The 14,401-nt window shown below is 44.1% G+C and carries 10 protein-coding genes and 1 pseudogene; 2 read left to right on the top strand and 9 right to left on the bottom strand.

The features are described 5' to 3' along the window. Positions 1–2 precede the first annotated feature (2 nt). The 3 genes from MTN95_RS14465 to MTN95_RS14455 form a co-directional block, all read right to left on the bottom strand. Complete coding sequence (locus tag MTN95_RS14465; RefSeq protein WP_105991330.1) at positions 3–767, bottom strand: glucose-1-phosphate cytidylyltransferase; 765 nt, start codon at positions 765–767, stop codon at positions 3–5. A gap of 239 nt (positions 768–1,006) precedes the next feature. Then, positions 1,007–2,926: a lipoteichoic acid synthase LtaS1 gene (gene ltaS1, locus MTN95_RS14460; protein WP_024120525.1), complete on the bottom strand. Its 1,920-nt coding sequence runs from the start codon at positions 2,924–2,926 to the stop codon at positions 1,007–1,009. A gap of 452 nt (positions 2,927–3,378) precedes the next feature. Next, positions 3,379–6,567 carry a bifunctional cytochrome P450/NADPH--P450 reductase gene (locus MTN95_RS14455; protein WP_248338700.1) on the bottom strand — a complete coding sequence of 1,063 codons (3,189 nt, stop codon included), beginning with the start codon at positions 6,565–6,567 and terminating at the stop codon, positions 3,379–3,381. A gap of 149 nt (positions 6,568–6,716) precedes the next feature. Between MTN95_RS14455 and MTN95_RS14450 the strand changes: the two genes are divergently transcribed. Next, on the top strand, positions 6,717–7,787 hold the full coding sequence (locus tag MTN95_RS14450) for a DUF3900 domain-containing protein (protein ID WP_248338698.1): 1,071 nt from the start codon (positions 6,717–6,719) through the stop codon (positions 7,785–7,787). A 326-nt stretch (positions 7,788–8,113) separates the two neighbouring features. Here MTN95_RS14450 and MTN95_RS14445 read toward each other — a convergent pair whose 3' ends face one another. Together MTN95_RS14445 and MTN95_RS14440 are read right to left on the bottom strand one after the other, a co-directional pair. After that, entirely contained in the window at positions 8,114–9,220 is a 1,107-nt protein-coding gene (locus MTN95_RS14445) for a restriction endonuclease (protein ID WP_248338696.1), read from the bottom strand. Positions 9,221–9,650: 430 nt separating this feature from the next. After that, positions 9,651–10,760, bottom strand: coding sequence for an FAD-dependent oxidoreductase (locus MTN95_RS14440; protein ID WP_248338694.1), 1,110 nt, complete (start codon positions 10,758–10,760; stop codon positions 9,651–9,653). 161 nt (positions 10,761–10,921) lie between these two features. On the opposite strand from MTN95_RS14440, the gene yetL reads away from it, so the two are divergent. Further along, positions 10,922–11,425: a transcriptional regulator YetL gene (gene yetL, locus MTN95_RS14435; RefSeq protein WP_105954792.1), complete on the top strand. Its 504-nt coding sequence runs from the start codon at positions 10,922–10,924 to the stop codon at positions 11,423–11,425. A gap of 23 nt (positions 11,426–11,448) precedes the next feature. Here the strand turns inward: yetL and MTN95_RS14430 are convergent. The 4 genes and pseudogenes from MTN95_RS14430 to MTN95_RS14415 form a co-directional block, all read right to left on the bottom strand. Then, positions 11,449–12,440, bottom strand: a pseudogene (locus tag MTN95_RS14430) (DMT family transporter). Continuing rightward, positions 12,440–13,084, bottom strand: coding sequence for a Bax inhibitor-1/YccA family protein (locus MTN95_RS14425; RefSeq protein ID WP_227599286.1), 645 nt, complete (start codon positions 13,082–13,084; stop codon positions 12,440–12,442). Before MTN95_RS14425 ends, MTN95_RS14430 begins: the two are co-directional and overlap by 1 nt. A 116-nt stretch (positions 13,085–13,200) precedes the next feature. Further along, the gene (locus MTN95_RS14420) at positions 13,201–13,368 is read right to left on the bottom strand and encodes a YezD family protein (RefSeq protein ID WP_248338692.1); all 168 of its coding nucleotides are present in this window, start codon (positions 13,366–13,368) and stop codon (positions 13,201–13,203) included. Between the two features lie 157 nt (positions 13,369–13,525). Next, positions 13,526–14,395, bottom strand: coding sequence for an STAS domain-containing protein (locus MTN95_RS14415; RefSeq protein WP_248338690.1), 870 nt, complete (start codon positions 14,393–14,395; stop codon positions 13,526–13,528). Between the last annotated feature and the right edge of the window lie 6 nt (positions 14,396–14,401).

The raw sequence follows: 14,401 nt of genomic DNA, 5'->3' as shown, positions 1-14,401 counted from the left end.
GTTCACCATACCTTCCATACATGTTGTCCTTGATCCCACATCTTGTTGACTTCCAAAAGATTTTTATACGTATCGATTGCCGTCCAAAATCCGTAATGGCGATACACGGCAAGTTCACCGTCTTTCGCAAGATTCTTCAGCGGTTCATCTTCGAACATGGCGTTTCCGTCCTCCGGCAAATAATCGAAAACCTTTGGATTGAGAACGAAAAATCCGCCATTGATGATGCCGTCACTCGATGTCTTTTCAGAAAATGTTTTCGCTATGCCATCCTCAACCGTCAAGGTGCCGAACTGCGAGACTTTATCAATGCCGGTGACAGTCGCGGCAGCACCCTTTGTCTGATGATAGCTGATGAGATGAAAAAGATTGATATTGGCCAGCCCGTCCCCATAGGTGAGCATAAACGTTTCATCGCCGATGTAGTCCTTCGCCTGCAAGATTCTTCCGGCTGTCAGCGTGTCTTCCCCTGTCTCCAAAAATGTGATTTTCCACGTTTCAGGCTGTCCCAGCATCTGCACCTCTCCTGTAGAACTGTCGAGCGTGAGGCTGTTGTGCTTCCATTCGTAGTTCAGAAAATATTCTTTGATTTTTTCTCCTTTGTAGCCTAAAAGCAGAATAAACTCATTCACTCCGTAGTACTGATAGATTTTCATAATATGCCATAGAATCGGTTTTCCGCCTATCATGGCGAGCGGTTTAGGAAGTTCATTCGTGACCTCACTCATTCTCGTTCCTTTTCCGCCGCAGAGAATGACCGCTTTCATCTCTACCCCTCATCTCTATGAATATTGAGTTCGAAACTTGGTACCTCCTTACAATCTATCAAGGCATTTCCCCGATAATTTGTCCGATTCCAATACCGGTTTCAAAATCTACTGTAATGATATGAGAGAGAGGCAGCCTTGGTGACCAAATGGAATCTATTTTTTCAACTTGGTTATGTAACCACACAAAAAAAGAGCCCTGAGCGCGGCAATGCGCCCGCTCAAGGCTCTTCTTTGTCTTATTCGATATCTTTTTCCTTGCCGTAATGATAATCAGAAGGATCAACGGCTTTAAAGTCACTGAGTTTGTGGAACCTCAGCAAGTCTTTGTAAAGGACACTGTCTGAAAGCTTCAGCTGCTGTGTCACTCTCGTTTTCAGGTTCTTCGTATCTTCATTCGCTTTTACTTCTTTACCTGTCTTCGTATCATAGATGATATTGTCGACAGATGTGTACTTCGGCGTTACGAAGTCGCCGTTTCTAAACGCCACTGTGTCGTCATGGTCTTTAGAGAATAAATCGGTACCGAAGTTGATATATTTCTCAGAATCAATACCTTGCAAGTGAAGAAGTGTCGGCATGACGTCAATTTCGCCGCCATACGTATGGTTCACTCCGCCTTTTTTGCCAGGAATGCGGATCATCAGAGGCACACGCTGGTTTTGCGCGTTTTGATAATCTGTGATCTCTTTTCCGAGAATTTCTTTCATCGCGCGGTTATGGTTTTCAGAAATCCCATTGTGGTCACCGTAAATCATGATGACTGAGTTGTCATACAGACCTGCTTCCTTCAGTTCCTTGAAGAATTGCTCAAGGGACTCGTCAAGGTAACGGGCAGTCTGGAAGTAGCTGTCAACTGTATTATCGCCAGTCGTCGCTTTCTTAATCGTCGCGTCTTTTTCATCCAAGTTAAACGGATAATGGTTTGTCAAGGTAATCAAATGCGCGTAAAACGGCTTTTTCAGAGATTCAAGTTTTGGAATCGATTCTGTAAAGAACGGCTTATCCTTGAGCCCCATATTAATGATGTTTTCTTCTGACATATCATACGTGCTTGCATCGAAAAATTTGTCATAGCCGATATGTTTGTAAATCTGATCGCGGTTCCAGAACGATTTGTAGTCACCGTGCAGGACGGCGCTTGTATAGCCTTCCTTCTGATCCAAAATCGCAGGAAGCGACTGGTATGTGTTTTCGCCTTTTGTTACAAATGCGGAGCCTTCCGGAAGACCGAAGATTGAGTTATCCATTGTCAGCTCGGCATCAGATGTTTTACCCTGACCTGTCTGATGGAAGAAGTTATCGAAGTACGTGACGTCTTCGCCGCCGTGGGCCAGTTTATTTAAGAATGGCGTAACTTCTTCACCGTTCAGCTTGTAATCAATCAGGAACGACTGGAAGCTTTCCAGGTGAATCTTAATGATGTTTTTGCCTTTGGCAGAACCAAAGTACTCAGCGTTCGGCTTCGCGTAATGTGACGTCGTGTAATTCTCGACACTTGTCAGATCATCGCTGCTTGCATACGCTCTTTGCGTTTCTGTTTGAGCCGTCTGCACACCGTCATAAATGGTGTAATTGTAAAGACCTAAGTATTTTACGATATAATTGCGGTCAAATGTTCTTGTCAGCAGCTGCGGACGGTCTTTTTCCGCAAAATGCAGGTTGATGAAAAACAGTGCGACCCCGGAAAGAATCACCAAAGACGCAAAACGTTTTTTCATTTTGAATCCTTTGAATTCAGGTCTCCAGATCAGTACCGCAATCAAGATGATAATATCTAAGAAATAGAAAATATCATGACCGGCCATGATGCTGAAAATACCGTCTCCCATGTTTCCGACGTTGCCGGACTGTTTAATGTTCGGGAACGTTAAGAAATCATCAAAGAAACGATAGAATAAAATATTTGCATATAAAATGAACGTCATCACAAAATCAATAATCAGCATGATAATAGCCGATTTTCGCCCTTTCGCAAGCAAAGCCAGTCCTAAAAAGAAGACGGCGCTTGAGAACGGGTTAAACACCAAAAGGATTTCTTGGGTTGTGCCTTTTACCCCAAGGTTAAACTCTGTTTTGTAGGATAAATACGTTTTTGCCCAAAACAGTATAACAGCCAACACAAAAAAGCTAAGTTTGTAAGAAAAAAGTTTCTTCATGGCAACCTCTACTTTCTTAAACACTTTAAGTCTTTATTTACTTTTACCTTCTCTTTTATCCTGTCTTCCAATTCCTTCTTTCCAAACAAAATCAAGGCATCACACAACAAATAAATATACCGCGCTATACCGGGATATTTACGTTTTGCACCATACCATTTCTATTACACCTATTTCAAACCAAACACTGGACGAAAGAAGCCCTCAATTCGTTTCACTTTTTTCTCGTAAATAAAAAAGGTTTCTTTTGTCATGCCCGCTTTTGGAAAAAAAGAAATAGATACCGAGTATAAGAATAACATAAACTAGCAAAAACGAGAAATAGGTCTAAAGGACAGCCCGCCCATCAGGCGGACTGTGGTTATTGTATGCACAGACGTTTAGCGAGATCACATTTTTTTAAAAAGGACATAACAAAAGGACTGGATCTTTCCAGCCCTTTGTAAAAACAATCAAATCCCCGACCAGACATCCTTTGCATACATGCCTGTTTCCTGCAGATGTTTGAGCCAGTTTTGCGCTTCTTCTTCACTGGTGCCATGAACAGACTGATACGCGTTTTGCAGCGCGGCCTCCACATCAGGCGCCATCCTGCTGCCGTCACCGCATACATAAAGCCGGCCGCCGCGGTCGAGGATCGAAATTAAGGTTTCCGCATGTTCCGCCATGAGGTGCTGAACGTACGTTTTCGGTATGCCTTCTTTACGGGAATAAGCCGTGTGCACAGTAACAATTCCTTCTTGTTCAAACTGCTTAAGCTCATCCCGGTAAATATAATCGCGGTCATTTCTGCAGCCAAAATAAAGATGGGCTTCGCCGAGCGTTTTTCCCTCGCGTTTTAAAGCTGTCCGGGCTTGCAGGAATCCGCGGAATGGCGCAACCCCTGTTCCCGGCCCCACCATGATGATTGGTGTTTCAGGGTCTTCCGGAAGCTGAAATCGGGATTCCGGTGTGCGGACAAACATCACGACATCATCTCCCGCCTTGCGCTCCGCCAAGTCATTCGATGCCACTCCGCGATATTCGCCGTGGCCGCTCCAAGCCGGCCCGCGCACAACGCCTACAGTTATCGAGGCTTGTTCCGGATTCACCCGCGGAGAGCTTGAAATCGAATAATACCGCGGTTTTAACGGGCGTAAAAGCTCTAAAAACCGTTCAAACGGCATTTCACATGCTTCATATTGTTCGAGCAGATCCAGCATGGAAATCCGTTTTTTCAAAATTTGTTCCTGATAAACGCCCTCTTCCGTCATATCTTCCAATTCACGTTTATGAGGCGGACAGACGGTAAATGCGGCCAGCTCGCGTATTTGCGCCCTTGTTGCCGCTTCCTGCACCTCGACGCTGTAGCTGAGCAGATCATGCAGGCTGACAGGCCGATCCAAAGGCAGATGCCCGGAGCTGCGCCCGCTTGCCGTCAGTGTAACTTGGTCAGTTCCTTTTAAGCCGAATCTGTGAAGAATCCGGCTGACATTTGTCCGGCTGTTCCTTGGCAGAACGCCAAGGTGATCGCCCTCCCGGTACTCGACGCCAGAAGGCAGCGCAATTTCAATATGGCGGGTGCTGCGCCCACTGTCTGCGGACTGGAGTTCACGATTTTCCGCAATGGATGCGTGAACCGCTTCATACGACCGGGCTAATGGGGATTCTCCCAGACCCCTGACAAACTGAAGGCTCAGCGTGCTTCTCTCCTTATCAGCGTTTTCATTAAGCTCGAGTCCGAAGGCTTTGATGGCGTCCGACCACATGCTTTTTTTCCACTGGTCAAGCTGTCCTTCAAAATCACCGCTCACATCGCCCTCTACGCGTGCAGAAAAACGGGTCGCCCCTTTTTCCGCTAGCTGCTCGTCAATGATTCGGGGTACATACTGATACGTGCTTGCCCAGTTATGATCTCCGCAGCCAAACACCGCATAATGGACACCCTCAAGCTCATCTGGCCGTATTTCTTCAAGCCACTGCACAAACTGCCCCGCATTGCTTGGCGGTTTTCCATTGTAGGAAGAGGTGACGATCACAACGGCTCCCTCTTTCGGCAGCTTTCCAATCTGATCGTTCAAGGGCGCCACCTCAGTCCTTACGCCGTGAAGACTGGCTGTATCTGCAAGCTCCCGGGCGACGCCTTCCGCGGTGCCGGTATCAGAGCCATACAGTACGAGAAGCGGCCGGTTGTTGAGACCGATAACTGATGCACTTTTCGTTTCCTGTTTGCCCTTTTGTTCATCGTCGTGCGCCGCTTTTTCCTCAGACGGGACGCCGGCATGAATCGCTTCCTGATTTCGCGTTTGAACCCGGATGTGAAAATCACCGGGCTTAAGTGTCAGCGTTTGTTTGATATCAAGCTCATAATTCTCATGATCAATCAAAGTGAAATACTTTAAAATCATGCCCAGCACAAGTGTAGCCTCATGCAGGGCGAACTGCATGCCAATACAGGCTCTCTGGCCATTCCCGAACGGCTTGTAAGCATGATGAGGGACTTGGTCCTGATGTTCGAACCGTTCTGGACGGAATTCCTCAGCATCCTCTCCCCATGCGTCTTGATCGCGGTGAAGCTGCGGAATCAAGACAGAAATTCTGTCCTTGGTTGTGATCGGATATTTTCCGCCAATGACCGTATCTTCCTTCGGATAAAGGCTGAAAGCCGGAGCCGTCGGCCATAGACGCAATGATTCATTTAAAATCATCCGGATGTATTTCAGGTCAAGCACTTGTTTATAGGTCGGCGCTGCATCCGTCAGCACCCGGTCGACCTCTTCATACGCCTTTTTCAATTTGTCGGGATGCTTCAATAAAAAGTAGATTGCAAACGAAAGCAGGCCGCTCGTTGTTTCATGGCCGGCAATTAAAAATGTAATGATCTGAAAACGGATGTTTTCATCATCAAGCTTTTCCCCGGTCTCCGGATCTTCCACTTTCAGCATCCGGGCGAGCAAGTCTTTTTCATCCTGGTCCCCATCCGCCTTGCGCTCTGCAATAATGCTATCGACTAACGAAAACATCGTTTGAATATCGTGTTGGAATTGGCGCTTTGTTCTGACCATGAGTTTATCTTGAACATCAAGCCGCTGCATCTGGTGCATCGCTTCATCCAGCGCGCGCACCATGCTGTTGATAAACGGATGAGGCGTTTCTCTGTAGTAGCTGTTAAAACGATAGTTAAATCCGCATAACCCGATCGTGTCCAGCGTCAGCCGGGTCATATCCGCAGGGACGTCGACTGCTTCATTCGGATTGAGCCTGGCCCACTTTTGAATCAGCTGAACAGCGATATCGACCATTTTTTCATGATAATCCTTCATGGCCCGCTGGCTGAACGTCGGCATCAGAATGTTGTGCGCTTTTCTCCAGTTGGGCTCATGCGTCCAGCTTGTAAACAATCCGTCACCGGAAAACGCACGAACTTTTTCCAAAGCGCCTTCAATGCTTTTATCGAAACGCTCTTCATCACAAACTTCTTTCACGAGTTCATGGCCGGACACCACAATTGTCGTGCCCGCCGGTGTGTGAATTTGAAAAATGGGACCTTGCTCGTCCGCCAATTTGATCAGTGACAGGGTCGGTTTATCTTTATCAATTAAAGGAAGATTGCCGAGCGGTCCAAACGTCTTCGGCTGAGGAATCGGGCTTGTTTCCTTCATCGAACCATTCCTTTCCGTATGTAATGCTTTCTATCTGACTACATTTCCCTTTGATGGTGACGATTATTCCATTTCTCTGATTGACGCCTGATCATTGTTTTTTCTATACTTGAGAAGCTGTACAATACGCAAATAAGGTGAGTTCATATATGGATTTTGAAATTCGATTTTTATCCTTTTATGTCATACAGGTGGAGGGCAAGGATGAGCAGGCAAACAAGCAATTCAAGCACTTCCAGACCCTTGATACAGAGGAATTTGAAGAAAGCGAACTGAAGGACTTTCTTGACGGAGAGCTGAAAAAAATCGTCAAACGGAAGGCCGACCGCCATCCCCAATCCGAGCAGGTGCCGACGAAAATCGGCCATTTTATCGTCGAACCCGGCCACGAGCTGGATTCCAACCCGAACTACAACATGTTCAACCGTGCGCGCCTGGCGGAAACAAAAGAGGACTTTAACGAGCTGAGCGAACAGTTCGTCCGCACGTACCTAGATACAAGCGCGGTCCGCGGCGGTGTGTTCTTAGTCGCTTCGGCTGTGCCAAGAAAGTACTTCGACGAGTCATTTGTCTTCATTATGAAATGTGATTTTGAGCCGAAGGTCGCCCGCATCTCAGACGCGTCTTCCCTCATTAAAAAAGTCGAAATGGCCATCACGACAAAAAACATGAAGAGCATCCAATACCCGTTCATGCCGGAGGAAGGAATGGTCGAGGAAGGCGAGCTGAAAATCCACCAAGCCTCGCACGCCCGCTATTTTGAGGATTTCCTGAAATTCGTTGAGTACGGCGAATCAATGCCGGAAATCATGAAAACCCAGGTCATGAACATGGTGCAGGAGCACGTCTATGAGACATTTGAGGACAACAGTGAAGAGCTCAAGCAGTTTGAACAAGACATCGAAATCTGGGAAGCGAGCGAAAAGCGGGAAATCCAAGAGCGCCTCGACACACATCAAGTGATCGAAGCCTCCGCCCAGATCATCGAGCACACGCCGGAAGCCGAGCTGAAAATGAAAGTCGGAGAAACCGAGATTAAGGGATTGCTAGCTGATTTTGGCGAATCGATTCATCTTGCGAAGGTGAACGGGCGCTATGTCGCGCTGATTGAAGCGGAGACGATTTCGTTTGAGAAGGGCAGTTCGCCGGTGGAGTTTTATAAGCCTGATGATTTGAAGGAGATTGTAAACAAGATAAGTAGCAAAACTGTTGAAGAATAGAGATAAGGAGAAACGCCATTTAATGTCTCCTTAACCTTTGATACTGTCCATAAAGTTATATTAAAAGTAGCATTATTTTGGCATATCAGGAGAAGAAGCATTTATAAAGAATGGTCTAAATATAAAAAGAGCTTGTTGTTTTTCAAGCTCCTTTTATATTCCCTATCAGTCTAGTGGCATTTTCATTTTCTCTTTCACAACTAATTAACTTATAATTAGTTAGAGATAGGGTTTAGAAAACCTAACATTAAACAATTTCTATTAATTAAAATTTCAATTTATTTACTTGAACTAAAATAAAAATGTTTAAGCTCAGATAAGATATTTTACTCCTCATCAAAATAACTAAAATCAATTTTCTTTACGATCAATTTTTCTTTAACACTTACTCCTATGTCATAATCAATCATAAGTTTTGCAAGAGTCTCACCGTCAATAAGAACTATTTTCTTACTTTGTAAACGTTCTGCATATTCGATCGCATTTTTCGTGAAGTGCGAAGTAGTTATAAAAACTCCCTTCTTAGCACCCATGTCGTCAAGAGCACCCGAGAAACTTTGAACCAATTCTCTTCCAATAGAATTATCCCACCGCTTCGCTTGAAGATATATATTATCTAATCCTAATTTGTCCTCTTTTATGATACCGTCAATTCCACCATCATTTGTTTTTCCTGTAATTTTACCGTCACCATAACCCATAGCAACTAGTAGTTCAACAATAATATATTCGAGTTTTTTCCAATGCGCCTTTTTAATCTTTTGAATAATTGATTTTGCCAATTCCTTTCTAATATCATTAAATTGTTCCATCATTACTTCAAATGGGTCTTTAACTTCCTCCATATCTTCAATTTCTTCTTGAATTTCATTTTGATTGTCATTAAGCAAAGATAAACCGCTTTGTGTTATCTGATATATTGATTGACTTATTTCTTCTATGTAATTTGACTTTTTTAATCCGTATCTTACCTGTCTGATCCTTGTTATAAAAATTGAATCCTTACTATTCTCATAAGAGCGTGTTCTTTGTTCCTCAGTTAACTTAAAAATTTTTGTTAACTCTTCGTTTATATAACTGGAAGTATATGATTTCTTATCGCTTATAACTTGTAGAAAGGGAATCATGATGTCTCTTGATAAAGGAATATCATTCAGATTAGAATTTACATTTTTAGTAATTTGACTAACTTCTGAAATATCCTTTGGAATCCCCTTTTCTCTTATCAAATTATGAATATCCTTTTGCGTTAGACCACTTTCACTAAGCTGTTTTATAATCTTTAAAACATTTATGGAACTTTCATTATATAAAACACTATTTCCTTTTTTAGTATGTGGAATATAATCATTAAAGTAGTTTATCCAGCGTCTTCCTCCACTCTCAGACCAACCAACGGTTTCTGACAATTTTCTTTTCGATATTAATCTCATTGTTTTTCCCCCTATAAACTTCGTATAAGTATAACAACATACACTAATACTTAATAAAGCATTTATAAAATCATTAAGAATTTTCAGAACAGAAACCTAATTATATAAGTTCATTTTTTCAAATCTTCACTAGAGAAGACAAATTGATTTCCCGCTTATGTTTCAAAGCTAATAAATTTTATAATTTTCAAGTCTGAAGTGAAGTAGTTACTATGATTAATAAAATAATGAAGTTCTTTCTACTTTGTTGGAGCATATATGGAGATCAACTTCTAACTCTATATAACTTTCGGAGTTTTATTCGTGAATTGTCTTAAATATGAGATATCATCAGAGTCTATTATACTGCATTTTTCAAAAAAATCAGTTGTATTTTTTCCAAAAGTTAACTATTCGAAAAAGTCCAGATCAATTCTGGACTTTTTCCTCATTAATACCCTTCTCCCAACAACGCATAACACTCCCCAATCAGCTCGTCCGCTCCGGGCTGGCCTTTCAGCCCGCGGCGGACGATTTCTGAGGATAAATCCTGCACTTTGAGCGCTCTTGGCGCTCTTCTTTCGTAGTATGCATGAAATGCGGCTTCGAGGTCGTCATGCTTTTTGAGCTCTTCGGAAAGCACAATCGCATCTTCAATGGCCATGGCCGCTCCTTGTGCCAAGGTCGGCGCTCCGGCGTGGGCGGCGTCTCCCCCGATGACGACGCGTTCTTTGTACCATGGCTCCTGCACTGCAACTTGCTCCAGCTTGTTAAAAATGACGGGGTGTTCTTTTGACAGATGCTTTGTGACAAAATTGAGCCCCGGAAAGCCTGAGAGGATCTCTTTGACTCTATCAAACCGGGTCTCTTCCTCATCCCAATAATCGCTCATGCAAGGCTGGAGGACGAAAACATAGCCTGCGTGTTCCGCCAAAGGCACAACGCCGATTTGTGTCTCTCCGCTTCTGTACATCAATGTCGCGTCCTCAAATGTGTAATCGGGAAGTTCGATATAAAAGCGCCACGCCCCCATGCCGAGAAACTCTTTTTCTATTTCTTTGTGGAGCATGGCATCCCGCACAATGGAATGAATGCCGTCAAAGCCCGCCAGAATGTCGGCCTGCATCTTTTCTCCATCATCAAATATGGCAGTAACCGCTACAGGCGTTTCTTCATAAGCCACAAGCTTTTTCCCCCACAAGATCCTTGCACCCGAAGCTTCGGCATGCTTGATGAGAATGTCATTTAACGTTTTTCGCAAAATATTATTGCGGCCCGGAAGCTTATCATCTAAGAAAGACTCACTGACTTTGAATAATAGATTCCCCTGCTTATCGAATGTTTTAAACCATGCTGTTTGAAATCCATGCACGCAGCACTCTTCAAATACGCCCAGCTCCTTTAACACCGCCAGTGCGTTTTGCGGCTGGAGAATCCCTGCGCCGGTCTTGCGGTTTTCTGCAGCCGCTTCACATAAGGTGACGGAAAAACCTGCTTTACTGAGAGAAATGGCTGCCGACAGCCCGCCAATTCCGCCCCCCGCAATCAGTATATGTTTCATGTTGATAACCACCTTTTCAGTTCTCTGTATGTAGTTAGGCACCTAACTACATTACCTTACTATGTGCGGCAAACAGCTGTCAATCATCTCCAACACAGGTTGCGTTCTGATTTTCCCTCCATTATAATCGTGTCACGACAAACGTACGGGAGCTTATTGTGATGGAATTAAAACATTTACCGAAATACAAGCATATAACTGAACATGCCGAGACATATTCCAATGTGGACGCCGGTTCTCTTGAATTATTTTTATCTTTGTTTGATATCTCGAAAAAAATGAATCATGTGATGGAGCATTATTTCGCCAGACGCGGACTGTCTGAAGGAAAATTTAAAATACTGATGCTTTTGTTCGACGCAAAGGATCACACGTTAAGCCCGACGGAGCTTGCCAAGCAATCAAACGTCACAAAAGCAACGATTACCGGCCTGCTTGACGGACTGGCGAGGGACGGATTTGTCCGCCGCAGGCATCACACCGAGGATAAACGAAAAATGAGTATCGAGCTGACAAAGGAAGGCAAAGAACGGCTGGAGCAATTTCTGCCCGGCCATTTCAGCAAGATTTCCGCTGTCATGGAAAACTACAGCGATGAGGAAAAAGACATGTTCGTGAAGATGCTGGGTGATCTGTTTGAAAAACTAAGCGTGTTTAAAGACTAAAAAACCCGTCCGGCCAGGACAGGCTACAGCGTCTTTTCTTTTGAAGCCGGATACGTATCCGGCTGTTTTTTCTTTATAACCGTAACAAATATGCCGCTGATGACACATGCAATGCCGATCAAATGCACAAGCTCAAACGGCTCCTTCAATATCACACCTGACAAAATAACAGCAGAGACCGGAAGAACGGATGTGAAAATGCCAGACACCCTCGCCGGCACCTTCGTCACCCCGCTATACCATAAGTAAAATGCCAAAACGGTCACAAAAAGCGCGTAATACAGCACATACGACCAATCCAAAACAGTCGGCACGCTGAAATCAAATGAAGAGGCCTCAAACAAAGCAAACGGGAGAAAAAACAGGAAGCCGAAGAGCGATACGAAGGTCGAAATTGCCAGTGCCGAAACATGCGGGGATAGCAGCTTGGCCAGCAATGTAAACAACGCTTCGCCAATGACTGCGGCAATGATCAGCATGTTGCCGAATAAGGCGTTCGGCGTCCCGTCTTGGCTCCCCGCACCAAACAGATTAATCGCCATCACACCGCAAACCGCCAGCAAAATGCCGATCAGCGTTTTTTTCTCTATTTTTTCTCTCAACAGGAAAAAGGATAAAATACCGATCACCATCGGGGTTGTGCTTGTCAAAATGCCGCTTTCCGTTCCCGTCGTCAATTGAACCCCATACAACAGGCAAATACTGAACAAAAACACACCTGTGAATGATTGCACCAGCAATACGAACACATCTTTTTTCGTCAAAGCCGGAAACCCTTTTTCAATGCAAAACAGCAGCGTCAGCAATACGATAGAGGCCAGCAAAAAACGCAATCCCGAGGATAGAAAAACCGGAATGCGCTCGACCATCAGCTTGCCGACGACGACCGAGCTGCCGACGATCGCCATGGCTGCTGCCAAGGAGACATAAGCGCCCATTTGTTTTTTCATTACAACATCACCTGCCTTTTTATGTATGACGAAAAGCGCCTATCCAATGACAGGCGCTTTCTGATTAATCATCACTGCTTAAAATGCCAAAGAAGCGAAGCAGGTTGATGAACAAGTTGATAAAGTCAAGGTACAGCGATAAAGCCATTACCGGAATTAAGTCTTCCGTAATATGGCGGTGTTTGATTTGGTTTAAATCATACAAGATGTAAAGGGAAAAGACGATGGTTCCGATCACGGAATACGCCATCATCGCCGCTGAGTTTAACGGGCTGAAAATGTTGAAAATGCCCACCACTGCGAGTGCGAGCACCGCTACCAGCAGAAATGACCAAAGGAAGGATAAATCCTTCTTCATTTTTGCGCCGATTGTGCCGAGAACGGCAAAAATGACAAATGTAGAGCCAAAGGCTTCAAGCACGACATAGGCGCCGGCGATGGAAGCGTAGTGGCTGACGATCGGAAATAACGTAATGCCGGAAACGAAAGCGAATGTATATACAAACGCATACCCGACCGCTTTTCTTCTGCGCATCCAGAAGGCCAGAATAATCATCCCCACTTCAAGAATGGAAAGCGGCAGCATCAAAGCGACAGGAACAAATTGGCCGATATAAAGGCCGACAGTCGCGATCAGCAGCGTGAAGACAAAGACTGTCAAAATGCGCTGCATGATCGATTGCTTACTCTCATGAACCGTAGCTTGCATGTCAAAAATCCTCCTAAGAAATGATCTTAAAGGTCTATTATATAAAAAATGGATGAAATATGTATATGTTTTAAGGAGAATTTAATGTCGAACAAAGGCCTTTAAAAACACCTCTTTTACTTCGATTCTTTGCTTTTCAGTGAGAAGCGGTGTTTTTCGACCTTCTCAATCTGTGTGACCTGGGAATCGTGTACGGTGATTTGAACGGTGCCGAAATCCAGTGTTTCCAACGAATTGATGATTTTTTCAATCACTTTCGGATCAACGGTTGTTTTTGAAACCAATGACCTTCCCCCCTCTGTTCGGTTTTAATTCATAGTATTCTTATAAGAATTATAATATTATGTTTTTTCCAATAAATCAATGGTGATTTCTATTCAAATCAAAAAGGCATATGATCACCTCATCAAGGGGCGGTCATATGCCTAATCAGATTTCATCTTAGTTTTTTTCCAATTCCTCAACAATACAGCGAACGCCCATGTTTTCAAGCGCCTGCTTCAGCGTGCCGTATGTTTCATATTCACTGAAATCGAGCCCTAATTGAATGGATGTTTGGGCTACATCCGGCCGAATGCCTGAAAATACGGCTTTGACGCCAAGTAAGAAAAGTGTTTTTGACAGGTTGTACAATTGCTGCGCAACCATTGTATCCACAATCGGGACGCCAGAAAGATCGACAACAAGACTTGTGATTTTTCTCTCAATGCATCGGACCGGCACTGTCTCTAAAATCACCTGCGCACGTTTTGTGTCGACAGAGCCAATCAGCGGCAATATGCCGATTCCATCCGCAATGGAAATCACCGGACAGCCTAATTCACTGATTAATTCCTGCTGAGAAGTGAGCCTCATCAGCATAAATTTTTGATACTGCTCGGAAAACTCAATAATCAGCTTATCGAAAGACTGATTCACAATACGGTTCCAGCGGTCAGCATCCTCATTTGTGACGATATCCCGATGCTCTTTTATAAACGTAACGACAGCATCCCAGAATGCGATTCTTGAATTTGATATGGCTTCGACGACCTCATGCACCGGAACATCTTGCTCTACTCTGTTTTTCGCAACATTCAGCGCCCATTTTGCCATATTGTCTTGAAATTCGGTTTGTTCCTCCAGGAATGCACTTGCGATTGTTATATTAGTAAACGTATGCTGCTCTGTCAAAAGCTTTTTCGTTTCTTCACTTAAATGGTCGGCGGAATATAATTCGCCTTGCAGCTGACATCGTAAACTGAACCATTTTTCAGTAATGTCAGCCGTATGGTCTATGATATATTGATATAGTTTTTGATCGATATTCACGGCCTG

It is taken from the genome of Bacillus sp. 2CMS4F (genome assembly GCF_023161785.1).
GTDB classification, from domain to species: domain Bacteria; phylum Bacillota; class Bacilli; order Bacillales; family Bacillaceae; genus Bacillus; species Bacillus halotolerans.
Note: the sequence above shows the minus strand (reverse complement) of the source record. Positions and strands in the feature narration are given on the sequence as shown.